The sequence below is a fragment of the Aedoeadaptatus ivorii genome (genome assembly GCF_030815095.1).
In the GTDB taxonomy this organism is placed as follows: domain Bacteria; phylum Bacillota; class Clostridia; order Tissierellales; family Peptoniphilaceae; genus Aedoeadaptatus; species Aedoeadaptatus ivorii.
This window is the reverse complement of record NZ_JAUSWF010000001.1, coordinates 108,474-130,531: the sequence shown is the minus strand read 5'-3', so window position 1 is coordinate 130,531 and position 22,058 is coordinate 108,474. Positions and strand designations below refer to the sequence as shown.

Here is a 22,058-nt window from a genome sequence, read left to right as displayed (position 1 = left end):
AAATATGAAGACTATGAAAAACGCGATCACGATACTAAACCATCGGATCCGCTCTTTCATTGTTTGCTACCTACTTTATAACCGATATTGCGGACCGTCTCGATCAGATACGCTTTTTCTTTTAGCTTCTGCCTGAGAGAGGCGATATGCACGTCGACGGTTCGGGACTCCCCTTCAAAATCATAGCCCCACACATGGGTCATGATCTTTTCTCGATTCAGGACGATATTTTTGTTTTGGAACAGATACAACAACAATTCGAACTCTTTAAAGGTCAAGTTGATCTCTTCCCCATCTACCGTCACCGAACGCTGTTGATTGTCGATGCTGACCCCGTCGATGTCCACCATATCGTGGTGCATCTTTCGCGGTTGCGCGCGGCGCAGCACCGCTTTGACCCGGGCGATCAGTTCCAAGACGCTGAAGGGCTTTACGATGTAGTCGTCGGCGCCTTTGTCCAGGCCGACGATTTTGTCGAGTTCGGAGGACTTCGCCGTCAACATAATAACGGGGATGTCTTCCGTCTGCTCGTTTTCCCGAATATGCTCCAGAATTTGCAGTCCGTCTTCTCCCGGCAGCATAATATCCAATAGTATAAGCGAAGGCAGTTCGATCTGCATCGCCTCGAAGAGTTCCTCTCCGCTGGCGAAACCCTGCACTTCGTGATCGTTGTTTTTTAAGGCATAGACGATCAGATCACGAATGTTCGCTTCATCTTCTACACAATAGATCATCTTACACACCGAAGGTTTCTACGCCGAGATAATCCCTATGGTGTCCGGTAATGGAGAAAATGACCCATTCGCCGATGTTTTGTGCGTGATCGCCGACCCGTTCGAGATACTTTGCGATCTGGAGCAGGTCGATCAGTTCTTCGGTGTCTCCTTGCTTTGCCTGAAGCGCCTCTACGATGGTGTTTCTGGTATCGACGAAGAGAGAGTCGACGATATTGTCGTGGGCGATACATTGTCTCGCCAAATCTTCGTCCTTGGTTATAAACGCGTCGATCGCCATTTTGATCATGGTCGAGGACTCTTCATACATCTTGTCGATGGTATCGGGCGTAACCGCCAAGGGCTTGTCGTCCATAGAGAGGGAGATCTCGCAGATGTCTTGCGCGTGATCGCCGATGCGCTCCAAGTCCGTGATGATCTTAAGTGCGGCAGAGATAAAACGCAGGTCTCCCGCGACGGGTTGTTGACGCAACAAGAGCATCAGACACATATCTTCGATCTTGCGTTCCATGCGGTTGACGGAGCGATCGTTTCTGTATACCTCTACGGCGAGTTCCTTATCTCTGTCTTTTAACGCTTGCAGAGAATCGGCGACGGCGCGTTCCACATAGGCCGCCATCTCTATTAGATTGGTGTTGAGTTCGCTCAATTCAATGTCGTACTGTTTGCGCATTGTTAACCTCCTTCTGATTAACCGAAACGGCCGGTGATATAGTCCTCCGTACGTTCGTCTTGCGGGTTCGCAAAAATCTTTTCCGTAGCGTCCATTTCGATGACCTCACCGGTAAGGAAAAATGCGGTCTTGTCGGATACCCGAGCAGCTTGTTGCATATTGTGCGTTACCATAACGATAGTATATTCTTTTTTCAGCTCTTGAACAAGTTCTTCGATCTTCAAAGTGGAAATCGGGTCCAATGCGGAGGTAGGTTCGTCCATCAGCAACACTTCGGGTTCGACCGCCAAAGCGCGGGCAATGCAGATCCGCTGTTGTTGTCCACCGGAGACTTCCGTCGCCTTCTGTTGCAACTTATCTTTGACTTCGTCCCAAATGGCGCCGCCGCGCAGGGAGCGCTCTACGATTTCGTCGAGCTTTTTCTTGGAGGTAATACCGTGGGTACGGGGGCCGTAAGCGATATTGTCGTAAATGCTCATGGGGAACGGGTTCGGGTTTTGGAATACCATGCCGACGTTTTTACGCAATTGGTTTACGTCATAGGAAGGCGCGTAGATGTCCTTTCCGTCTAAGGTCATGGTGCCTTCGATGCGGCAGTTTTCTACCAAGTCGTTCATGCGGTTTAAGCATTTCAGCATCGTCGACTTCCCGCAACCCGAGGGTCCGATAAATGCGGTGATCTCTTTGTCTTTAATATCCAAGTTGATCTTTTTCAGCGCTTGAAAATCACCGTACCAAAGATCGACGTCTTGAACGAGAATTTTTGTATCTTCCATTTAATTGTTTCCTCCTGCTAATTTGTTTCCGATATAGGTACTTAAGCCGTTAATCAAAAGGGTGACGACGATCAACACAAAACCCGTTGCAAAGGCCTCGTTGACGAACAGCCCTTCCGTAGACAGAACGTACATGTGCAGCGATAGGGTACGGCCCGAAGACAAGAGGCTCTTCGGCATATCCGTGGTCGTACCCAGCGTAAACATAAGCGCCGCCGTCTCGCCGACGCATCGGCCGATGGCGAGGATTACCCCGGAGAGGATACCCGGCGTCGCGACCGGCAGAACCACGCGAATAATGGTGCGCAGCTTGCCCGCGCCCAGGGCGAAAGAGCCGTTTCTCAAGCTATTGTCCACCGCCAGTAAGGCCTCCTCGGTGGAGCGGATGATCAAGGGCAAGATCATGATCGCGAGGGTAAATACCCCGGATAGGATCGAGTATCCCAAGGAAAGGGCGATACTGAAAAACAGCATCCCGAACAGACCGTATAGGATCGAGGGAATGCCCGAGAGGGTTTCCGTGGTCAGTCGAATGATCTCGACGACTTTGCTGCCCTTTTTCGCGTATTCCACTAAGTAGAAACCGGTAAATACGCCCAAGGGAGTGGCGACGAGCAGAGACAATACGACGACGATCAGCGTCGTTACGATAGCGGGCATCATCGAAACATTTTCGGTGGTATAGACGGGCTCAAACATCTTAGCATTCAGATGCGGTACGCCCTTCAAAATAATATAGCCGACGAGTACGATCAGGATGGCGAAAGTAATAAACGCACTCCCGAGAATGAGTCCTCGCACGATTCCGGAACGAGTTTTCATTACTTCATCCTCCTTTTTACGACGTTAAAGATCACATTGATCAACAGAATAAAGATAAACAACACGACGCCGGTGGCGATCAGCGCATCCCGGTGCGGGCCGGTGGCATAGGCCATCTCCAGTACGATATTGGCGGTCATCGTACGGGTCCCCTGCTTGATGCTTTGGGGAATCATGGGCTGGTTACCGGCGATCATGATAACCGCCATGGTCTCCCCGATGGAGCGGCCGATCCCCAGAATAACCGCCGCAAGAATCCCGGACTTGGCGGCGGGCACGACGACGCCCATCAAAGACCGTTCGTGGGTGGCGCCCAAGGCGATGGACCCTTGGTAATAGGACTTGGGAACCGAGCGCAGTGATGATTCGGAAAGGCCGATAATGGTCGGCAGAATCATAATCCCCAACAAGACGGCCGCGGTAAATACGGTCATCCCCGTACCGCCCCACCAACTGCGCACGATGGGTACGAAGACCATCAAGCCGAAGAAACCGTAGATAATAGAGGGGATCCCCGCCATCAGGTTTACCGCAGGCTTCAGAATCTTATAGATATTTTTGGGGCAATAAAAAGCCATAAAAATTGCGGTCATGACGCCGATCGGTACGCCGACGATGATCGATCCGATGGTAACGAAGACCGATCCGGCGATCATGGGCAAGATCCCGAAGCTGGCGGGAGATGCCGTGGGTCGCCATTCGGAACCGAAGATAAATTCGGCGATTCCCGTCTTCAAAATGAAGGGAACACCATTCACGAAAATAAAATAGCAGATCACGATGATCGAGAGAACCGAAACCAGCGAGCAGGCCAGAAACACGATCTCCCAAATTTTTTCGAATGTTTTCGATTGCATTATTTTCCTCCTTAACTTCCGCTACTATATCAACTATGCGTCATCGAAAGATCTACTGTTTGTAAAGTCTATGTAAAATAAAGCCGGCCCCGTTACGGGACCGGCTTTATTGGGTAGATACATCTTATTTTGCGAGGTCAGCCCATGCGGGGGTTTCGCCCTTGAAGATGCTCTTGATTTGATCCATTTTGATGTCTTCCAAGCCGTTGTCTTTGTTTACGATAACGGCGATACCGTCTTGTGCCAAAACAGTACCTTCTACCTTGGATTTTTCTTCGTCTTTCAGTTCTCTGGAAGACATACCGATTTGTGCGGTGCCTTCAGCTGCTGCAGTGATACCTGCGGAAGAACCGTTGGATTGGATTTGAATGTTGGCGTTGGGATTTAATTTCTTATATGCTTCTGCCAACTTTTCGATCAAGGGAGTAACGGAGGTGGAACCTGCAATGGTGATTTCTCCGCTGAGGTCGGCGGGGGTGTATTCTTCGGTTCCTTCTACCTTAACGTAGCCGTCTTTTTCAACTTCTTCTTGTCCTTGTTTGGAGAGGACGAATTTGAGGAAATCCGCTTCGATGCTGCCGTCTTCCGGTTTGCCCTTGGTTACGAGCAGGAAGGGACGAGCGATTTTGTATTCTCCGCTGAGAATGGTTTCTGCGGTCGGTTCTACGCCTTCTACCTTGAGGGCCTTTACGGTGTCGTTCAAGGAACCCAAGGAGATGTATCCGATTGCAGATTGGTTACCGGCAACGGTGGTCATAACGCCATTGGTGGAGTTTTGTACGGCGGCACCTTGGGTGGTGTTGTCGACTTCTTCGTCGCCGTTCTTTTCCAAAAGGCCTACGATTTCGGTAAACGCGCCGCGGGTACCGGAACCTTCTTCACGGGTGATAACTGCGATTTGACCCAATTTTTCGAGGTCACCGGCATCGGCGGTCTTTTCGCCTTCTTCGGTGGTTGCCGCGTTGTTTTCTTGGGTTTGTTCGGTTTGTTGGGTGTTGTTCGTCGGTGCATTGGCGCCTTCGTTGCCGCCTGCTGTGTTTTGTCCGCCACCGCAAGCTACAAGGGTCAGAGCGAGGGTGGATACCCCTACTGCCAACTTAATGTTTTTCAAATTGATCATCTTCATCCTCCTAATTCATAGTTCTTCACACTGATGATATTCTATCCGAGACCAATTAAACTCGTATGTCCGTATTGTAAATTCAATGTAAATCATCGAGTCGGAATGTGATTGTTTGGTGATAATTAAATCAATTCGTCGATATCGTCGACAAGGTCCCTCGGTTCCATATCGGCGGGGAAACGACTTTGCAGATTCCCGTCGCGGTCGATCAGAAACTTCTCAAAGTTCCAATGGATCGCCTCGTCCCCTTCAGTCAGATGGCGAAACAGCGGATGGGCGTGTTCTCCGATCACGTCGACTTTTGAAAACATGGGAAAAAAGACGCCATAGGCCGTCTGCACAAAGTTCAGGATCTCCTCCTCGTCCCCCGGCTCCTGTCCCCCGAACTGGTTACAGGGAAAGCCGAGTACGACAAATCCGTCCTCGTGATAGCGCTCATACAGTCGTTGGAGTCCTTCGTATTGATGCGTACAGCCGCATTCCCCCGCGGTATTGACGATCAAGATCACCATACCCCGATATTTTTCCAATGTCTGTTCCTGTCCGTAAATGTCCTTTACGGAAATCGAATACAAGTCCATTTTATCCCCCCTTAATGGCTAGTATACGCTATTTTTCCCCAATTCTCAATTTGAAAATGAAATCTTTTTCATAGACACAAAAAAAGTACCGAGCCATGGCTCGGTACTTTTTTATCGTTCAGAGACTTATTCTCCCGCTTCCATGTTGTGGAGGCGTTCGTAACTTTCGTAACGTTCTTTCGCATTTTGCTCTGCTGCTTCATACAGCGCTTCCGCACGTTCGGGGAAGAGCTTTTGCAGGGAGGTGTAGCGAACTTCGCCTTCGAGGAATTCTCTGTAGGGTTTGGTCGGTTTCTTGGAGTCCAAGGAGAACGGATTCTTTCCTTCTGCGGTGAGCTCGGGATTGAATCTGTAGAGGTGCCAGTAACCGGTTTCGACGGCTTTCTTTTCTTCTGCGATGGATACGCCCATACCTTGGCGAATGCCGTGGTTGATACAGGGAGCGTAGCAGATGATCAAAGAGGGTCCGTCATAGGCTTCGGCTTCCTTGATGGCCTTGAGGGCTTGGTTCTTGTCGGCGCCGATGGCGATTTGTGCGACATATACGTAGCCGTAGCTGGTCATCATGAGACCGAGGTCCTTCTTGCGAACTTCTTTACCGTTGGAGGCAAATTTCGCAACCGCACCCGTCGGGGTAGCCTTGGAGGATTGACCGCCGGTGTTGGAGTATACTTCGGTGTCGACGACGAGGATGTTGAGGTTTTCGCCGCTGGCCAAAACGTGGTCCAATCCGCCGTAACCGATGTCGTATGCCCATCCGTCACCGCCGAAGATCCATTGGGAAGGTTTGATAAGGAGGCGTTTCATGCTGCTGATGTTGGCGAGCAATTTGTCCGCTTCTTCATTTCCGGTCTTCTTGTCGAGCAAGGGAAGAATTTCTGCCGTTGCGGTCTTGGTGGCTTTGTAGTCGTTGTAGTTTTCAAGCCATTTGTCGAATGCCTTTGCGATTTCTTCGTCGGCACCGAGTTCCTTGAATGCTTCCATATTTGCGCGGATCGTGTCGCGTTGTTGATCGACAGCGATCTTCATGCCGTAGCCGTATTCCGCATTGTCTTCGAACAAGGAGTTTGCCCAGGAGGGACCTTGGTTCATATCGTTGGTGCAGTAAGGCATGGAGGGAGTGGAGCCGCCCCAGATGGAGGTACATCCCGTTGCGTTGGCAATCATCATGTGGTCGCCGAAGAGTTGGGTTACCAGTTTGATATAGGGGGTTTCACCACAACCTGCACAGGCACCGGAGAATTCGAGGTGCGGCATGTGGAATTGCGAGTTCTTTACGCTGTCAGCAGGAATTTCGTCTTGTTTGGACTTGATTTCCTTAGAAGCGAACTCCCAGTTTTTGGATTGTACTTCGAATTCTTCTTCGAAGGGAACCATGACGAGTGCCTTTTCCTTTGCGGGGCAAACTTGTGCACAGTTTCCACAACCGGTACAGTCGAGGGGAGAGATTTGAATGCGATATTCATAACCATCCAATCCCTTGCCCTTTGCTTCCTTGGTTTCGAAGGTTTCGGGCTTTTTAGCCGCTTCTTCTTCGTCTAGCAAGAAGGGACGAACGACGGCGTGGGGGCAAACGAAGGAGCATTGGTTACATTGGATACAGTTTTCGATTTGCCATTGGGGTACGTTTACGGCGATACCGCGTTTTTCGTAACGGCTGGTACCGGACATAAAGGTGCCGTCTTCCATGCCGACAAAGGTGCTGACGGGAAGGTCGTTCCCTTCTTGGCGGTTGATGGGCACGAGAATCTTGTTGATGAATTCGGGTGCGCCTTCGATTTCGTAGGATTCGGTTTCGCTGAGGTTTGCCCATTCAGCGGGAACTTCGATCTTCTTGGTGGCGTCCATACCGCGGTCGACGGCGGCAAAGTTCATGTTGACGATTTCGTCGCCCTTGTGGCCGTAATCGGAAACGATGCTTTCTTTCAGCTTTTCGATTGCGGTTTCGAGGGGCAGAACTTCTGCGAGCTTAAAGAATGCCGCTTGCATAACCATGTTGGTGCGTCCGCCGAGTCCGACTTCGCCTGCGATCTTGGTCGCGTTAATGGTGTAGAATTCGACTTCGTTTTCTGCGATGAATTTCTTCAGGCTTGCGGGAAGATTTTCTTCCAATTCCTTTTCATCCCAGGTGGTGTTCAAGAGGAAGGTACCGCCCTTTTTGATGCCGCGAAGCAAGTCGTATTGGTGAACATAGGATTGCTTGGAGCAGGAGATGAAGTTGGCTGCCGTCAGAAGATAGGTCGAGGTGATTCTCTTATCGCCGAAGCGCAAGTGGGACATGGTAACCCCGCCGGACTTCTTGGAGTCGTAGTCGAAGTAACCTTGTGCATACATATCGGTGCCATCGCCGATGATCTTGATGGCACTCTTGTTTGCGCCTACGGTACCGTCGGATCCGAAGCCCCAGAATTTACATCCGATGGTTCCTTCGGGTTCGGTTTCGATAAATTCGTCGATGTCCAAGGAGAGGTTGGTTACGTCGTCGACGATACCTACGGTGAAGCCTTCCTTGGGTTCATCGGCTCTTAAGTTCTTGAATACGGCGAGCATTTGAGAAGGCGTGGTGTCCTTGCTGCCCAGACCGTAGCGTCCGCCGATAATCATGGGACGATTTTCTTCGTTGTAGTAGATGTCCTTGACGTCGAGGAGAAGGGGTTCTGCGTTTGCGCCCTTTTCCTTGGTGCGGTCAAGAACGGCAATGCGTTTTACGCTCTTGGGCATAGCGTCCAAGAAGTGCTTTTTGGAGAAGGGACGATAGAGGTGAACCTTGAGTACACCGACTTTTTCGCCCTTATCAGCTAAGTAGTCTACCACTTCTTCCAGGGTTTCGGTGACCGAACCCATAGCTACGATAACATCTTCTGCGTTTTCATCGCCGTAGTAGTTAAACAGGCCGTATTCTCTTCCGGTGAGTTCGGAGATTTTGCCCATATACTCTTCTACGATGCCAACGATATTGTTGTAGTAGGGGTTGGCACTTTCCACTTCTTGGAAGTAGATATCGGGGTTTTGTGCGGTACCGCGAACTTCGGGGTCTTGGGGTGCCAAAGCGCGTGCGCGGAATTCGTTGACGGCATCCATATCCACCAATTTTCCGAGATCGTCGTAGTCGAGAACTTCGATCTTTTGAATTTCGTGGGAAGTACGGAATCCGTCAAAGAAGTGTACGAAGGGTACGCGGCCTTTGATGGCTGCCAAATGGGCAACGCCTGCGAGGTCCATTGCTTCTTGTACGGAACCGGAACCGAGAAGGGCGAATCCGGAAGCGCGTACCGCCATAACGTCTTGATGGTCGCCGAAGATGCTCAGCGCGTGGCTTGCCAATGCGCGAGCCGCAACGTGGAAAACACCGGGAAGCAGTTCACCGGCGATCTTATACATGTTGGGGAGCATCAAGAGGAGACCTTGCGATGCGGTATAGGTGGAAGTTAAAGCGCCTGCTTGTAATGCACCGTGAACGGCACCTGCTGCGCCGGCTTCGGATTGCATTTCTTTAACACTGACTTCTTGACCGAAAATATTCTTTCTGTGGTTGCTTGCCCATGCGTCGATATGTTCGGCCATGGGAGAGGACGGGGTGATCGGGAAGATACACGCCAAATCGGAGAACGCGTAAGAGACGTGTGCCGCCGCCGTGTTCCCGTCCATAGTTTTCATCATTTTTGCCATTTTAACCTCCTAAATAAACAACATTTTCCTATATGCTTAATTATATCAGTCATCGATGAATATTCAAGTAGACGCAAGAAGTATGCAATATTACAAAAATGATAATAACCGTCTTATCGGTTGCGCTTATTTTCTTCGATCGACTCCAAAACACGTTGATTTAAAGCCAATGCGGCGTTATATCCCATTTCTTTCTGTTTGAAGTTTCGCGTCGCGATCTCTATTATGACCGCGGTGTTTCTTCCCGTGCGCATGGGAATCTCCACTTTGGGCAAAGAAATGTCGAGTATAGAAACCCTTTCATCCTCTATCCCCAACCGATTGTAATCGGCAAAATCGTCCCATTGGGTGAGGTGGATCACCAGCTCGATTTCCTTTTCTTCCATAATACAGCCGATCCCGAAGAGCCGTTCCACGTCGATAATGCCGATGCCCCGGATCTCCATAAAGTGGCGCGTGACTTTGGGCGAGGTGCCGATCAGGCGGTTTTCCAATTTGCGAATGCGCACCGAATCGTCGGCGATTAGTTTGTGTCCGTTTACGATCAAATCAAGCGCCGTCTCCGATTTTCCGATGCCGCTGTCGCCGACGATCAACACGCCCACGCCGTATATATCGAGCAGTATGCCGTGTTTGCGGATGGTCGGCGCCAAGGCGGCGTCCATAAAGTTGATTAGATTGTTGACCGCCCGGGAGGTTGGGTCTACGGTTCGCAGGATCGTGCAGTCGTGTTCGCCGGCGAATTGCAGCATCTCGGGGAAGATTTCCTGGCCGCGGGTGACGATCAAGACCGGTATCTCATGCTCGAATAGGGTTTTGAGACGGGACCGCCGCACTTCCGGGTCCAATGCCTTTAGGTAGTGCCACTCCGCCCCGCCGATAATCTGAATGCGGTCGGAGACGAATTTCGTGTAAAAACCGCAGAGTTGCAACCCCGGCCGATTGAACTCGGGGGTATATAAGCGCACGCGATCGACATTGACCGCCTTATGCACCACTTCAAAGTCGTTGGATTGAATCAATTGTTCGACGGTAAAACTCGTTCTATATTCTTCAGTCATCTTTTCCTCCGTGAAAGTGCTCGTAAAGGGATGTGGCCGCCCGCTTCGTCATGCCCTGTACGCCCGAAAGGGTTTCGATGTCGGCGTGCTTGATCTTTTCAATAGAGCGAAAATACCGCATCAACGCCTCCTTGCGCTTGGGGCCGATTCCGGGGATGTCGTCGAGTTCAGATTTAAAGCCCGCCTTAGAGCGCAGGCTTCTGTGATAGGTGATCGCAAAGCGGTGTGCCTCTTCCTGAATCCCGTAGACGAGGCGATAGACGGGTGCGTTTTGCGGCAAGGGGATTTCCTGTTTGTTGAGATAGATGCCACGGGTCTTGTGAAAGTCGTCTTTTACGAGACCCGCTACCGGAATGTCGAGCCCCAAGTCTTCGAGGACGATCTCCGCTTGTCTTGCCTGGCCCTTTCCCCCGTCCATCAAAATCAAATCGGGAAAGGTGGAAAACCCCCGCGCCTCCCCTTCCCCGGCGCGCTCCCGAAGGCCCCGGCGGAATCTGCGGTATAGGACTTCCCTCAGGGACGCGTAGTCATCGGGGCCCTGTACTTCCTTGATGCGAAACCGCCGATAATCGGTTTTCTTCGCCTCGCCGTTTTCGAAGACCACCATAGAACCGACGCTTTCGGCGCCGGAGATATTCGAAATATCGTAGGCTTCGATCCGCTCGGGCATATGGTCTAGATGAAGTCTGGTCGCGAGATCCGCCAAGGCGTCGACGGATTTTTTTTGTTTGGTGCGCAGCTGTTCGCCGTGTTTGTCGAGCATATCGACCGCATTTTTTTGCACCATGGAAAGAATCTTCTTCTTCTCGCCGATCTTGGGTACGTGAATATGCACCGCCTGGCCCCGCTTTATACTCAACATCTCCTCTACCAATGCGCCATCCGGCAGAACTTCTTGAATGTAGAGTTTGGCCGGTATATAGGCCGTGCCGTGATAGAACTGGGTGATAAAGGCGTGGAGCAGATGCGCGGAACTGTCGCCGTAGCGATTTTCCATAAAGAAGTGCTCCCTGCCCATGTTTTTCCCGTCGCGAAAGAAAAAGATCTGAATGCAGACGTCGCGGTCGTCGGTGGCGATGCCGATGACGTCAAATTCTTCGGAACTGCCGGCGTCGGTAATCCGCTGCTTTTCCATGAGCGTCCGAAATGCCCGCAATTGGTCCCGATATGCCGCTGCCTTTTCGTATTCCATCTCGCGGGCAGCTGTTTGCATCTTCTCCTCCAGATCGGCGACAAAGGGCGCGGGCTTGCCGTCGAGAAAATCGGTAATGGCGCGAATATAGCCGTCGTACTTTTCTTCGGTGGCCGCCCCGATGCAGGGACTGGCACAGCGCTCTATATGGTAGTTGAGGCAGGGACGCACCACGGGATTCGGCTTGGAAAGATCCAATTTGCAGTTCCTGAGAGGAAAAATTCGGTGGAGGTATTCGATGGACTGATTGACCGCGAGCACATCGGGAAACGGGCCGTAATACTTTGCCTTGTCCTTGAGAATCCGCCGCGTCTTTAACACCCGCGGAAAGGGCTCGTTGGTGATCTTAATATAGGGGTACTGTTTGTCGTCTCTGAGCAAGATATTGTACTTGGGCAGATACTCTTTGATCAGATTCGACTCGAGAATTAAGGATTCCAATTCGTTTTCTACGATTATATACTCGAAATCCGCAATATGGCTCACCATACTCCGCACCTTTGTATCGCCCTTGCCGTAGGAGCCAAAGTATTGTCGAACTCTATTTTTTAAATTCTTTGCCTTGCCAACATAGATGATTTGATCCAGCTTGTTTTTCATCAGATACACGCCGGGATCGTCGGGCAATTTGGCGAGTTTTTCTCGTATACTCTCTTCGCTCATTCGCCGCAATGCTCCTTTTCTATCCTAGTAAAAAACTGACCGGGAAGGTCAGTTTTCTATTTGATATATGGTTTTAAACTTTCATAGGTCTTTTCGCCGATGCCCGGAACTTCTTTTAAGTCTTCCGCTTGTTGAAAGGGATGGGCATTTCTATGTTCGATGATCTTATCGGCGGTCTTCTCGCCGATGCCGGGAAGGCGCATCAACTGCTCTTTGGATGCGGTTTGAATGCTAACGGGCCCCGCCCCCTCCGATTCACCTGCCTCGCCTTGCGGCACTTCTTCTCCCCGGTGGGGGATGTAGAGCTTTTCCTCGTCGGAGAGCTTTCTCGCCTGGTTGACCTGCGACATATCCGCTTCGCCAATGATGCCGCCGGCCGCGACGATGCCGTCTTTTACGCGGCTTCCCGCGTCGAGTTCGTAGAGTCCGGGACGCTGTACCGCACCGCCGATGTCGACGAAAATCGTGCCCGTCTCCACCGGCACTTCTATTTGTCGCTCCACATTTTGCGCGCCGGAAAAATCGCCGCTTTCGGCATATAGCATCATCGGCGCATCGGGCTCCTGTCGTTTCTTGTCCTTATAGGTGAAATACGAAACCACGAGGACAATTAGGGCGATGGAGCAGAAGATAATATTTTTTTCCCGGGGCGAAAGATCCATGATCCATTACTTGGTGCGGGCGATTGCCTCGATTTCGATGACGGCATTTTTCGGCAGGGTCTTTACGGCCACACAGCTTCTCGCCGGTTTGTGGGTGCTGAAGTATTCCGCATAGACTTCGTTGATGGCGCCGAATTGGTCCATATCGGTAATAAAGATATTGACCTTCAAGGTATTTTCCAAAGAAGACCCGGAGGCTTCCAATAAGTTTTTCAGATTGGTCAGGCTTTGGTGGGTCGCTTCCTTGATGTCGGTCTTCAGCTCGCCGGTCGCCGGGTCCACCGGAATCTGGCCGGACGTATAGACCACGCTGTCGGATACGACGGCTTGGGAATAGGGGCCGATGGCCGCAGGTGCTTTATCCGTTTGGGTAATGTTCATTCTGTTTCCTCCTTAAAATCCTGAGTCCAAAGTCTCTCTAAGTTGTAGAACTCGCGCATTTCCCGGTGGAAGATATGGACGATAATATCACCATAATCCAATACAATCCAGCGGGACATGCCGTTTCCTTCGTGGTGGTAGGTCTCATAGCCCGCTTCTGCCATATTGTCTTCGATTTCTTCGGCGATGGCATTCAGCTGCGGGGTCGAGTTTCCGCTCACGATCACGAAATAGTCGGCTATGGAAGTCATCTGGTGGATGTCCAGGACTTGTATGTCCGCACCGCCCTTGGCTTCGGCACTTTGATCGATAATTTTTAACTTTCCGGTCAATTCGACTTTTTCCATTCTACCTCCTTATTTCTATTTCAGTATACCCTATTTCAGGGGTTTCATGTGCAGATCTTTCAACAGTCGGTCGGTGCCGGCCTCGTCGACGATAAAATATGAAATCCCGTCGATGGTCTTCGGCGTACCCGGTAAAGTATTGGTCGTCAGATTCTCTTCGCCGATGGAAATCAACGTAAGTCCCATGCGCGACACCTTGGATAGGGGCATATTGCTCGTCGTATGGTCCATATAGCTTACGAACAAAGACGGCGCATGGAGCAGACCGCCGGGAGATTTTACCTTGTTAACCAGCGAGGAAATAAACGCCTGCTGCGCCTTTACGCGGTCCAGATCGGCGTTTTTATAGCCCTTTCTGAAGCGCACGAATTGAAGCGCCTCGTCGCCGTTTAGGGTCTGCATACCCTGTTTTAGGTGGATATACAGGGGCGGATCCGCCGAAGGATCCTCATAATCCATATCCATCGGCACATCGACGTCGATCCCGCCGACAATGTCGACCACGTCTTTGACAAAGGCGTAGTCGACGACGATATAGTAGGGGATGTTGAGCCCCAGATTTTCATTGACGGTTTGCAGGGCGAGGTCCTGTTTTCCATAGGCATAGGCGTGATTGATCTTCGTCTTTCCATGCCCTTCGATGGGGACCCGACTGTCTCTCGGCACGGATACGAGGGATGCCGTGCGCTTCGCCCCGTCGACGTCCAATACCATCATCACGTCGCTGCGCGTATTCTCCGCCTGTTTCGAGTCCAGACTGTCGATGCCGATAAGAAGGACCTGAAATTTTTCGTTGCTGTTTTTCAGATCTTCCACCCAAGTCTGCGCCGCGGTATTGTCGCTGCGGTTGATATACCACTGCGACCCGAAAAACAGGGCGCAGACGATCAAAAGGGTGGCAAAAAACCCTCGAAAGAAACTCTTCATCGGCCGCCTCCGATCTGTCCGATATAGTAATTATAGCAACGCACGGTGTCGAGATGGACGGGAATCCGCTTCTCGAGTAGGTACTTTAGGTTCTGCGCCACCGATGCCGCCATGGCTTGGGTGAGATCTTTTTTCGCCAGTGCGCGAAGTGCCTCTACGCCCTCAAAATTGCGCATCGGCTCGAGATAATCCGCCAAAAACACGATCTCTTCCAACGGACGCATATCGGCCCTTCCGGTGGTATGGTAGCGGATGGCGTCGAGAATCTCGGGATCCGTAATGCCAAGCTCTTTCTGCGCCCACGTCGCGGCCACATAGGCATGGAGAATCTGCGGAAAATCTTTGAACACGTCGTCTTCTTTCATATTTAAAGCGCGTGCGCGATCCCGAATCGCCGCCGCATCGGGATATTTACAGGCGTCGTGCAGCCTTGCCGCAATCTGAACCTTCTCCCCGTTCACGCCGTGGATTTCCGCTAGTTTTTCGGCGGTTTTCGTCACCCGCAATGTATGCAAATACCGTTTTTCTCCGATATCCGATTCAATTTTCTTAAAATTCGGTGTCTTCAATATTGATAAAACCCCTTTTTTCGAATATAGGTCATCACATCGTCGGGCAAAAAGTACTTTACGGACTTGCCCTGGCGAATCCGATTGCGCAAATTGGTCGAGGAAATCTCCAAGAGCGGCGTGTCGATCAGTACGATGCCCGCATTGAAGTGCTCCTTTAAGTACCGGATCTCCTGGCCGATCGCCCGCCGCGTCACCTGACCGAAGCCCGGTCGCACCGCCACCGCAAAGCGCGTCAACTGCGCCAGTTCTCCAAACCGCTTCCAGGTCTTAAGGTCCTGCAAAATGTCCGAACCCAAGAAGAAATAAAACTCCGCCTCCGGATGGAGCGACCGCAGACTTTCTAAGGTGTCCACGGAATAGGTGGTCTCGGTACGGGTCACTTCGATATCCGATACTTCAAAATAGTAATTGTCCGCCACCGCGAGCTCCGCCATCTTTAAGCGGTCCGAAGCGGGCACGGAATAATCTCGCTTGTGGGGCGCGTTTCCCGTGGGGATAAATAGGACCTTCGAGAGGCCGAGCTCCGCCCGAATGTATTCGCTCATCATCAAATGTCCCATGTGGATGGGATTGAACGAGCCGCCCATGATGCCGATCTTCATTTTCTACTCCAGGACGATCTGCGGATCTTCTTTCGATGCCCGGTACAAGGTCAGCTTAGAGCCGATCGACTGTACGAATTCTGCACCCGTCTCTTCCAAGAGCGCATCGGTCGCTTCTTGCATTTCTACGGACGTATTCTGTAACAAGGTGATCTTCACCAACTCGTGATCTTCCAATAACGCGTCGATCTGCTCGATCACCCCCGGCGTAATGCCGTTCTTTCCGATTTGCATCAAGGGCTTCATGCCATGGCTCAGCCGTTTCAGCTGCGCCCTCTGTTTTGCGGTAATCATAGTCCTCCCTATTCAAAAAACTCGAATTCATATCCTGCAATAAAGACCGATTCGCCCTCTTCGATCCCCAATTCCCGGAGCCGATCGATGACGCCGTTTTTACGCAGATTCTCCTGAAAATAGCGCAGAGATTCCCGGTCGTCGAAAAAAGTAGAGCCCAAAAGGCGCTCGATGTAGCCCCCGTCGACGATGTATTTTCCCGCCTCTTTGCGGACGGAAATGCCGGGTTCTCGCTTTTCTTCTTCTACATAGCGTTCTTCGTCCAGCGTCTCGTATTCGATCTTCGTATTCTGAAGAATGTCAAATGCCCGATACAGCATGGGACGGATATCCGCCGTGGTGGCGGCGGAACCGGAGAAGACTTCGTAGCCCTTCTCCTCCAGCGCTTTTCGCAGCGCGGGTTCGTTTTCGCGCGCCTCGGGCAGATCCATCTTGTTCAAAAACACGATCTGCGGCTTTTCGGTCAGCGCCGCGTTGTAGTCGGCCAGCTCGCGATTGATGGTCTCGAAATCTGTCAGGGGATCCCGATAACCCGCGCCGCTCGCATCCAATACGTGGATCAGGACGCCGGTTCGCTCGACGTGTCGTAGAAAATCGTAGCCGAGCCCTACGCCTTCCGATGCGCCTTCGATTAAACCCGGAATGTCCGCGCAGACAAAGCTCTGCTCCGGTCCCAAATACACGACGCCCAAATTGGGAGATAGGGTCGTAAATTCGTAATTGGCGATCTTGGGCCGAGCACTCGAGATGACCGAAAGAAGGGTCGATTTTCCCACATTCGGAAAGCCAACCAGCCCTACATCGGCGATCATCTTGAGTTCGAGCACGATGTCCCGCTCCTGGCCGCGAAAGCCCAGTTGGGCAAAGGTGGGCGCCTGACGCGTACTGGTTGTGTAGCGGGCATTGCCCTTGCCGCCGCGCCCGCCCTGGGCGATGACAAAGCGTTCCCCGGGCCGCTTTAGATCGACGATGACCTTGTTCGATTTTTCGTCGCGCACGACGGTACCCACAGGTACCTTGAGCACGATATCGTCGGCGTCGGCCCCGAACTGCTTTTTGCTGCGGCCGTTTTCGCCGTTCTCCGCTTTATAGACGCGCTTGTAACGGAAGTCCATTAAGGTGTGGATGCTCTCGTCGACTTCCAACACCACGCTGCCGCCGCGCCCGCCATCTCCCCCGGCCGGTCCGCCGGCGGGTACGTATTTTTCTCTGCGCCATGCGACGGCGCCGTCGCCGCCGTTTCCCGCTTTCACGGAAATGCGGCAAATATCAACAAACATAGACACCTCCCGTTTCCTTGCTTCATTATATCACAGCACGGTTTTGACTCTTTTATAATTGAAGAAAAGGAAGTCTAATAACTATATAAGATAAAAAGAAAACCGCAGATTTCTCTGCGGCCTTGTTTATGCTAATTCTTCGATAGGATGTACATTTACGATTTTCTTGTTCTTGCCGCGGGTTTCAAAAGAAACGCGACCGTCGGCTTTAGCGAACAAGGTGTCGTCGCTACCGATCCCCACATTGATACCGGGGTGAATCTTAGTGCCTCTTTGACGTACGAGAATGTTGCCGGCGAGTACGTGTTGTCCATCGCCCTTCTTCACGCCGAGACGCTTGGATTCGGAGTCGCGACCGTTTTTAGAACTACCCATTCCCTTCTTCGAAGAGAAGAGTTCGAGCGTAAACTGAATCATCTAAACCTCCTGAGTCTCTATTTTCATGTAGTTTTCGTATTTCTCTGCAATGGCGTTAATACCTACGATCATGGAGCGCAACAGCGTTACCGCCGTTTCCGATTCCACGCCGTCTTTGAGCCGAAAGAACAGATAGGCTTCCGACTGCTCGATGTGCATATCGTCCTCGGAAATCTTTGCGATCTCTCCGATCGACAGGATACAGGTCAAAGTCAGTGCCGAAATGCCGTTACAGACGATTTCGCCGATCTCGTCCCCGTCTCCCGCGTGCTCCCGCGCAGAAAAGCCGATGGGCTTTCCGTCGCAAAAGTAGAGTACGATCTTCGTCATTATGCCAATTTGCCGATTTCTACGAGCGTATACGGTTGGCGATGGCCTTTTTTCTTACGTTCGTTCTTCTTCGCCTTGAACTTGTAGACGATGACCTTTTTGTCTTTGGCCTGTTTCAGGACCTTTGCTTCGACTTTTGCACCTTCTACATAGGGTTTGCCGACCTTCAGACCGCCTTCTTCCTGTACCAGGAGAACTTTGTCAAAGGATACGGAATCCCCTTCGTTCGCGTCGAGCTTTTCCACTTTCACCAAGTCGCCTTCGTGAACGGTGTATTGCTTTCCGCCGGTTTCGATAACTGCGTACATTGTAGCACCTCCTCATAATAAGACTCGCCCCAACAGGTGATTCGCTTCTGACCTGTTTAGGTGCGGTTACATCAAAGTATGATACCACAATTTTTTAGAAATTACAATTTTTTCTCTCGAGAAATCTCTTTTTTTATGCGCTCGCGGTTCTGGGTTTTTCGCGCCCAGTAGGCGGCGGGAAATGAGGCTTCCCGTCGCTGGCGAGAAAGCTCAAACAGGCCCATGGCGGTAAAGCCGTAGACCGTAGAATTCATGGGATCGTCCGCGAGCCCGCGACGAAATCTTTCGGCGATCTCCGCCTTTTCCTCCTCGTCCATACCGTGCAAAAAGTCGATGACGATCATGCCGCTGATATTGCGCAGCAGAATCTGTGCAATACACGCCTCCATCGCCTCGGCATTGACGGACCTTCGCATCGCCTGAAAACTCCCCTGCTTCTTGACCGATGCGCTGTTGACGTCGATACAAACGCAGGCTTCGGTTTCGTCGATGACGATATTGCCGCCCGAAGGAAGGGGGACGACGCCAAAAAAGAGTTCGTCGAATTGCTTTCGATATTGGGCCAGTCCCCGCAAACTGAAGGAAGGATCGTAGACGGTCCGATAGGAATCGGAAATGTATTTTTCGACGGCGTGATCATTGATTACGATCGGAAGCTCCGGGTGGCGGACAAACAGACTCGCCTGCAGATTGTCCGATCGGAGACGCTTGGTCGGGGGCAAAAAATTTCTTTCTTTTTCGATCGCCTCTGCGATCTCCGCCAGCCGCAGGTATTCCCGCTCCAACACATCGGCATCGCACGCCATCGCCTCGGTGCGGACGATAAAACCCGGACGGTCGGGCAGCCCTTCTGCCCAGAGCTTGAGGCGCGTGCGGGCGGCGTCGTCTTCGATTTTTTTCGAGATTCGCACCCCGCGATTGGCGGGCAAGAGGACCAGATACTCCCCGCGCAGGCTGTAATCGGTAGAAAGAACCGCGCGCTTGTCCCCCAAAGGCATCTTTTTGACCTCGACGATCACCGTATCGCCGCCTTTGATCGACTTTCGATACGGAAGCGGATAGACATATTTCATGGGGAGGTAGCCCGCTTCGCCCTCGCCGAAGTCGACGAAGGCGCAGTCCATGGCGGGCAGGACATTTTTTACATAGCCGCGGTATATATTTCCCACCATCGACGACCTGCCGAAGAGGTGGATCTCCTTTAAGACGCCGGATTCGATTCGGCCCATCAGTTTCGGCTCTTCCGCATCGACAAATAAAAAGGCGTCAGATTTGTACTTCATTGCCGTCACGATCCATACTCATCATCCTCCTGATTTGCACATAGTCCGTATCCAGGCCGGATTCTTCGAATACGCCAGCCAAAAATCGGTCGGGCCGCAGATTGCCGTGGCCGCCCGCCTTTAACAGGGCGTAGAGGGCGCTGCCGCCCCGTTCTTCTTTCCATTCGATCGAAAATATATCAGGTTTAATGTCCTCGTCGACAAAGATCCGCTTTTTGCCCTTTTTCTTGCGCCGCCGAACGAGGATTTCCTCCCGCGCCAGGGCGCGTTCGGTGATCTCCTCGAGTGCTTCTATTGCGGGATAGATCGTCGCGGGAAAGAACAGCCGGTAGCGCGAGGTTTCGATGCGCTCGAACACCGATGTCGCGTCGAAGTCGTCCTTTATCGCGAGGATCCGAATGCCGTCGGGAAGCGCCTCGTTCAGCGCCCGCTTCACGGCTTCGGGGTCGGTGCCGTCTTCCACCTCGAGATCCGCCACCTCGTATTCGCTCTCGGTTCCCACGCTCAGAGGCTGTGCAATGGAAAGCTTCTGATGGGGGTTGAAGCCCTCGGACCAGAGGACCGGGATTTTCGCCCGTTGAATGGCGCGGGTAAAGACACGCACAGTATCGAGGTGGGAAATAAATTTAATCATCCCTTTTTTACTGAATGCCAGGCGCAGTTGCATGAAATTCCTCCCACATTTCGCAGTTTCGGATGCCGCAGCCATTGCAGGCACCCCGGCAATCCGGCGTCGTAATGCCTTCCATCGCCTTTTGGTACTCTTTTTTCAGATACGCTTTGCTGACGCCGATGTCGATAAAATCCCAGGGCAAAATCTCGTCAAAGGCACGGGTGCGATTGGCGTAAAAGTCGCCGTCGATCCCGGCGGCCTGCATCGCCTGCTCCCAAACATCGTAGCGGAAGTATTCGCTCCAGCCGTCGAAGATCTGTCCCCGCGTATAGGCCTCTTGGATCAAAGCCCCCGTCCGCCGGTCGCCCCGGGCGAGGATCGCCTCCATGCGCGAAGTATAGGGGTCGTGGTACTGAAACTTTACCTTGGGATCGCGTATCGACCCACGCAGCGCCTGAATTTTCTCGAAAAAGGTCTCGAGGCTGTCCTGCGGCGCCCATTGAAAGGGGGTGAACCCCTTGGGAACGAAGCACGACGCCGATGCGGTCACTGTAAAATGCCCGCGAATCTCTTCTTTGGGGCGATCGAAAAACGCCTCTTTCACCTTATAGGCGAGATCGCGTATGCCCAGGGCATCTTCCATCTCCTCGCCCGGCAGGCCGATCATAAAGTAGAGCTTAATGCGGCTCCACCCTTCGACAAAGACGCTGTTCACCACCCACATGAGATCCTCTTCGGTGACGTTTTTGTTGATCACATCGCGCATTCTTTGGCTCCCCGCTTCGGGGGCAAAGGTGAGGCCGCTCTTTCGCACCTTTTCGATTTGGCGCAGTACGTCGACGATAAAGCTGTCCAGGCGCAGCGACGGCAGGCTGATGCCCACATTGTCCGATTCATACCGCCGCACCAATTCGTCGACCAAAGGCATCAACATGCGATAATCGCACGAAGAAAGCGAGGTCAAAGACACCTCGTCGTAGCCGGTGTTTTTAAGGATGTTGTCCGCCATGGTAAGGAGCGTTTCGGTATCGCGCTCACGGATGGGACGATACATCATCCCCGCCTGGCAAAAGCGGCAACCCTGCGTGCAGCCGCGAAAGAGCTCCACCACCGCCCGATCGTGTACCGTTTCGATAAAGGGCACGATCTGCCGATCCAGTTGAAAGCCTTCGTTCATATCGTGAAGGCGTATGCGGCGAATCGTCTCCTTCGCCTCCGGTACGAGGGCGCGGCGCCCGGCGATCAGTCCGTTTTCGTCGTAATCCACTGCGTAAAAAGCGGGGATATAGATGCCCTCGAGCTCTGCAAGATCTCGCAAGATCTCGCGCTTTTTCTTTCCCGCTTCCTTTCCCCGTCGCACGGTCTCCAGAAGGCGGATATTTATCTCTTCCCCTTCCCCGACGACGAAACAGTCGATAAAATCTGCCAAGGGCTCCGGCGTCGTGGCACAAGGACCGCCGGCGATAATGATGGGATCGTCTTCTCGCCGCGCGTCGGCCTTGTAGGGAATGTTCGCGAGATCCAACATATAGAGGATGTTGGTATAACTCATTTCGTATTGGAGGGTAAAGCCCACCACGTCGAACTCGGAAAGGGGCAACTTCGATTCCAATCCGTAGAGGGGGATCGATTCCTTTTTCATCTCCTCCGCCATATCCGGCCAGGGCGCAAAGGCGCGCTCGCATGCGAGGTGGGGCTGTTCGTTGATGGCAAAATACAAAATCTGCATTCCCAAATGGCTCATGCCCACCTCGTAGACGTCGGGGAAACAGAATGCAAAACGCAGTTTCGGATCCTCTTTGTAGATGCTGTTCAGTTCGCTGCCGATATAGCGAGCGGGCTTTTCTACTTTTTTCAGACATTTCTCCAGCTTTTCCGATTGAATCATAGC

Annotated in this window: 24 protein-coding genes; all 24 read right to left on the bottom strand. The window is 52.1% G+C overall.

Translation table 11 applies throughout. The annotated features are described in order from the left end of the window. Nucleotides 1–56 precede the first annotated feature (56 nt). Nucleotides 57–734, bottom strand: coding sequence for a response regulator transcription factor (locus tag QO008_RS00655; protein ID WP_126465218.1), 678 nt, complete (start codon nucleotides 732–734; stop codon nucleotides 57–59). Nucleotide 735: 1 nt separating this feature from the next. Next, a complete protein-coding gene (gene phoU / locus QO008_RS00650) occupies nucleotides 736–1,407 on the bottom strand; it encodes a phosphate signaling complex protein PhoU (protein ID WP_307383362.1) in 672 nt (223 codons plus the stop codon). A gap of 17 nt (nucleotides 1,408–1,424) precedes the next feature. Continuing rightward, on the bottom strand, nucleotides 1,425–2,183 hold the full coding sequence (pstB, locus tag QO008_RS00645) for a phosphate ABC transporter ATP-binding protein PstB (protein ID WP_126465215.1): 759 nt from the start codon (nucleotides 2,181–2,183) through the stop codon (nucleotides 1,425–1,427). Next, the gene (gene pstA, locus QO008_RS00640) at nucleotides 2,184–3,005 is read right to left on the bottom strand and encodes a phosphate ABC transporter permease PstA (RefSeq protein WP_307383357.1); all 822 of its coding nucleotides are present in this window, start codon (nucleotides 3,003–3,005) and stop codon (nucleotides 2,184–2,186) included. Continuing rightward, a complete protein-coding gene (gene pstC / locus QO008_RS00635) occupies nucleotides 3,005–3,862 on the bottom strand; it encodes a phosphate ABC transporter permease subunit PstC (RefSeq protein WP_307383354.1) in 858 nt (285 codons plus the stop codon). The genes pstA and pstC overlap by 1 nt, the downstream gene beginning before the upstream one ends. Before the next feature lie 124 nt (nucleotides 3,863–3,986). After that, a complete protein-coding gene (locus QO008_RS00630) occupies nucleotides 3,987–4,982 on the bottom strand; it encodes a substrate-binding domain-containing protein (protein WP_371828956.1) in 996 nt (331 codons plus the stop codon). A 125-nt stretch (nucleotides 4,983–5,107) separates the two neighbouring features. Continuing rightward, nucleotides 5,108–5,566, bottom strand: a complete 459-nt coding sequence (locus QO008_RS00625; protein ID WP_307383352.1) for a glutathione peroxidase — start codon at nucleotides 5,564–5,566, stop codon at nucleotides 5,108–5,110. Nucleotides 5,567–5,692: 126 nt separating this feature from the next. Then, nucleotides 5,693–9,235: a pyruvate:ferredoxin (flavodoxin) oxidoreductase gene (gene nifJ, locus QO008_RS00620; RefSeq protein WP_307383348.1), complete on the bottom strand. Its 3,543-nt coding sequence runs from the start codon at nucleotides 9,233–9,235 to the stop codon at nucleotides 5,693–5,695. Nucleotides 9,236–9,348: 113 nt separating this feature from the next. Then, complete coding sequence (hprK, locus tag QO008_RS00615; RefSeq protein ID WP_126465205.1) at nucleotides 9,349–10,296, bottom strand: HPr(Ser) kinase/phosphatase; 948 nt, start codon at nucleotides 10,294–10,296, stop codon at nucleotides 9,349–9,351. Further along, nucleotides 10,289–12,151, bottom strand: coding sequence for an excinuclease ABC subunit UvrC (gene uvrC, locus QO008_RS00610; RefSeq protein WP_307383346.1), 1,863 nt, complete (start codon nucleotides 12,149–12,151; stop codon nucleotides 10,289–10,291). The genes hprK and uvrC overlap by 8 nt, the downstream gene beginning before the upstream one ends. Before the next feature lie 56 nt (nucleotides 12,152–12,207). Next, the gene (locus QO008_RS00605; RefSeq protein ID WP_307383343.1) at nucleotides 12,208–12,813 is read right to left on the bottom strand and encodes a ComEA family DNA-binding protein; all 606 of its coding nucleotides are present in this window, start codon (nucleotides 12,811–12,813) and stop codon (nucleotides 12,208–12,210) included. A 6-nt stretch (nucleotides 12,814–12,819) separates the two neighbouring features. Then, nucleotides 12,820–13,194, bottom strand: coding sequence for a RidA family protein (locus tag QO008_RS00600; protein WP_126465199.1), 375 nt, complete (start codon nucleotides 13,192–13,194; stop codon nucleotides 12,820–12,822). Continuing rightward, nucleotides 13,191–13,541 (bottom strand): ribosome silencing factor, encoded by a 351-nt coding sequence (gene rsfS, locus QO008_RS00595; RefSeq protein ID WP_307383337.1) that lies wholly within the window; start codon nucleotides 13,539–13,541, stop codon nucleotides 13,191–13,193. Before rsfS ends, QO008_RS00600 begins: the two co-directional genes overlap by 4 nt. 30 nt (nucleotides 13,542–13,571) lie before the next feature. Continuing rightward, nucleotides 13,572–14,468 carry an LCP family protein gene (locus QO008_RS00590; protein ID WP_126465195.1) on the bottom strand — a complete coding sequence of 299 codons (897 nt, stop codon included), beginning with the start codon at nucleotides 14,466–14,468 and terminating at the stop codon, nucleotides 13,572–13,574. Beyond that, nucleotides 14,465–15,037 carry a bis(5'-nucleosyl)-tetraphosphatase (symmetrical) YqeK gene (gene yqeK, locus QO008_RS00585; RefSeq protein ID WP_307383332.1) on the bottom strand — a complete coding sequence of 191 codons (573 nt, stop codon included), beginning with the start codon at nucleotides 15,035–15,037 and terminating at the stop codon, nucleotides 14,465–14,467. The genes QO008_RS00590 and yqeK overlap by 4 nt, the downstream gene beginning before the upstream one ends. After that, nucleotides 15,034–15,642 carry a nicotinate-nucleotide adenylyltransferase gene (nadD, locus tag QO008_RS00580; protein ID WP_126465191.1) on the bottom strand — a complete coding sequence of 203 codons (609 nt, stop codon included), beginning with the start codon at nucleotides 15,640–15,642 and terminating at the stop codon, nucleotides 15,034–15,036. Before nadD ends, yqeK begins: the two co-directional genes overlap by 4 nt. 3 nt (nucleotides 15,643–15,645) lie before the next feature. Next, the gene (yhbY, locus tag QO008_RS00575) at nucleotides 15,646–15,936 is read right to left on the bottom strand and encodes a ribosome assembly RNA-binding protein YhbY (protein WP_126465189.1); all 291 of its coding nucleotides are present in this window, start codon (nucleotides 15,934–15,936) and stop codon (nucleotides 15,646–15,648) included. Nucleotides 15,937–15,944: 8 nt separating this feature from the next. After that, complete coding sequence (gene obgE, locus QO008_RS00570; protein WP_307383328.1) at nucleotides 15,945–17,216, bottom strand: GTPase ObgE; 1,272 nt, start codon at nucleotides 17,214–17,216, stop codon at nucleotides 15,945–15,947. 126 nt (nucleotides 17,217–17,342) lie between these two features. Beyond that, the gene (gene rpmA / locus QO008_RS00565; RefSeq protein WP_126465185.1) at nucleotides 17,343–17,633 is read right to left on the bottom strand and encodes a 50S ribosomal protein L27; all 291 of its coding nucleotides are present in this window, start codon (nucleotides 17,631–17,633) and stop codon (nucleotides 17,343–17,345) included. Then, nucleotides 17,634–17,963: a ribosomal-processing cysteine protease Prp gene (locus QO008_RS00560; protein WP_307383325.1), complete on the bottom strand. Its 330-nt coding sequence runs from the start codon at nucleotides 17,961–17,963 to the stop codon at nucleotides 17,634–17,636. After that, nucleotides 17,963–18,271, bottom strand: a complete 309-nt coding sequence (gene rplU / locus QO008_RS00555; protein WP_126465181.1) for a 50S ribosomal protein L21 — start codon at nucleotides 18,269–18,271, stop codon at nucleotides 17,963–17,965. Before rplU ends, QO008_RS00560 begins: the two co-directional genes overlap by 1 nt. Nucleotides 18,272–18,372: 101 nt before the next feature. After that, nucleotides 18,373–19,554 carry a ribonuclease E/G gene (locus QO008_RS00550; protein ID WP_307383320.1) on the bottom strand — a complete coding sequence of 394 codons (1,182 nt, stop codon included), beginning with the start codon at nucleotides 19,552–19,554 and terminating at the stop codon, nucleotides 18,373–18,375. Further along, nucleotides 19,538–20,221 (bottom strand): TIGR03936 family radical SAM-associated protein, encoded by a 684-nt coding sequence (locus QO008_RS00545; RefSeq protein WP_307383318.1) that lies wholly within the window; start codon nucleotides 20,219–20,221, stop codon nucleotides 19,538–19,540. Before QO008_RS00545 ends, QO008_RS00550 begins: the two co-directional genes overlap by 17 nt. Further along, entirely contained in the window at nucleotides 20,196–22,055 is a 1,860-nt protein-coding gene (locus tag QO008_RS00540) for a TIGR03960 family B12-binding radical SAM protein (RefSeq protein ID WP_307383315.1), read from the bottom strand. Before QO008_RS00540 ends, QO008_RS00545 begins: the two co-directional genes overlap by 26 nt. Between the last annotated feature and the right edge of the window lie 3 nt (nucleotides 22,056–22,058).

Excerpts from the sequence above, each read along its gene's own strand:
- rpmA (WP_126465185.1), bottom strand. The coding sequence starts at position 17,633 with ATGATTCAGTTTACGCTCGAACTCTTCTCTTCGAAGAAGGGAATGGGT.
- nadD (WP_126465191.1), bottom strand. The coding sequence starts at position 15,642 with ATGAAGATCGGCATCATGGGCGGCTCGTTCAATCCCATCCACATGGGA.
- phoU (WP_307383362.1), bottom strand. The coding sequence starts at position 1,407 with ATGCGCAAACAGTACGACATTGAATTGAGCGAACTCAACACCAATCTA.
- hprK (WP_126465205.1), bottom strand. The coding sequence starts at position 10,296 with ATGACTGAAGAATATAGAACGAGTTTTACCGTCGAACAATTGATTCAA.
- QO008_RS00625 (WP_307383352.1), bottom strand. The coding sequence starts at position 5,566 with ATGGACTTGTATTCGATTTCCGTAAAGGACATTTACGGACAGGAACAG.
- rsfS (WP_307383337.1), bottom strand. The coding sequence starts at position 13,541 with ATGGAAAAAGTCGAATTGACCGGAAAGTTAAAAATTATCGATCAAAGT.
- nifJ (WP_307383348.1), bottom strand. The coding sequence starts at position 9,235 with ATGGCAAAAATGATGAAAACTATGGACGGGAACACGGCGGCGGCACAC.
- QO008_RS00590 (WP_126465195.1), bottom strand. The coding sequence starts at position 14,468 with ATGAAGAGTTTCTTTCGAGGGTTTTTTGCCACCCTTTTGATCGTCTGC.
- pstC (WP_307383354.1), bottom strand. The coding sequence starts at position 3,862 with ATGCAATCGAAAACATTCGAAAAAATTTGGGAGATCGTGTTTCTGGCC.
- pstA (WP_307383357.1), bottom strand. The coding sequence starts at position 3,005 with ATGAAAACTCGTTCCGGAATCGTGCGAGGACTCATTCTCGGGAGTGCG.
- QO008_RS00630 (WP_371828956.1), bottom strand. The coding sequence starts at position 4,982 with ATGATCAATTTGAAAAACATTAAGTTGGCAGTAGGGGTATCCACCCTC.
- obgE (WP_307383328.1), bottom strand. The coding sequence starts at position 17,216 with ATGTTTGTTGATATTTGCCGCATTTCCGTGAAAGCGGGAAACGGCGGC.
- uvrC (WP_307383346.1), bottom strand. The coding sequence starts at position 12,151 with ATGAGCGAAGAGAGTATACGAGAAAAACTCGCCAAATTGCCCGACGAT.
- QO008_RS00560 (WP_307383325.1), bottom strand. The coding sequence starts at position 17,963 with ATGACGAAGATCGTACTCTACTTTTGCGACGGAAAGCCCATCGGCTTT.
- QO008_RS00545 (WP_307383318.1), bottom strand. The coding sequence starts at position 20,221 with ATGCAACTGCGCCTGGCATTCAGTAAAAAAGGGATGATTAAATTTATT.
- QO008_RS00605 (WP_307383343.1), bottom strand. The coding sequence starts at position 12,813 with ATGGATCTTTCGCCCCGGGAAAAAAATATTATCTTCTGCTCCATCGCC.
- yhbY (WP_126465189.1), bottom strand. The coding sequence starts at position 15,936 with ATGATTACCGCAAAACAGAGGGCGCAGCTGAAACGGCTGAGCCATGGC.
- rplU (WP_126465181.1), bottom strand. The coding sequence starts at position 18,271 with ATGTACGCAGTTATCGAAACCGGCGGAAAGCAATACACCGTTCACGAA.
- QO008_RS00540 (WP_307383315.1), bottom strand. The coding sequence starts at position 22,055 with ATGATTCAATCGGAAAAGCTGGAGAAATGTCTGAAAAAAGTAGAAAAG.
- QO008_RS00600 (WP_126465199.1), bottom strand. The coding sequence starts at position 13,194 with ATGAACATTACCCAAACGGATAAAGCACCTGCGGCCATCGGCCCCTAT.
- pstB (WP_126465215.1), bottom strand. The coding sequence starts at position 2,183 with ATGGAAGATACAAAAATTCTCGTTCAAGACGTCGATCTTTGGTACGGT.
- QO008_RS00550 (WP_307383320.1), bottom strand. The coding sequence starts at position 19,554 with ATGAAGTACAAATCTGACGCCTTTTTATTTGTCGATGCGGAAGAGCCG.
- QO008_RS00655 (WP_126465218.1), bottom strand. The coding sequence starts at position 734 with ATGATCTATTGTGTAGAAGATGAAGCGAACATTCGTGATCTGATCGTC.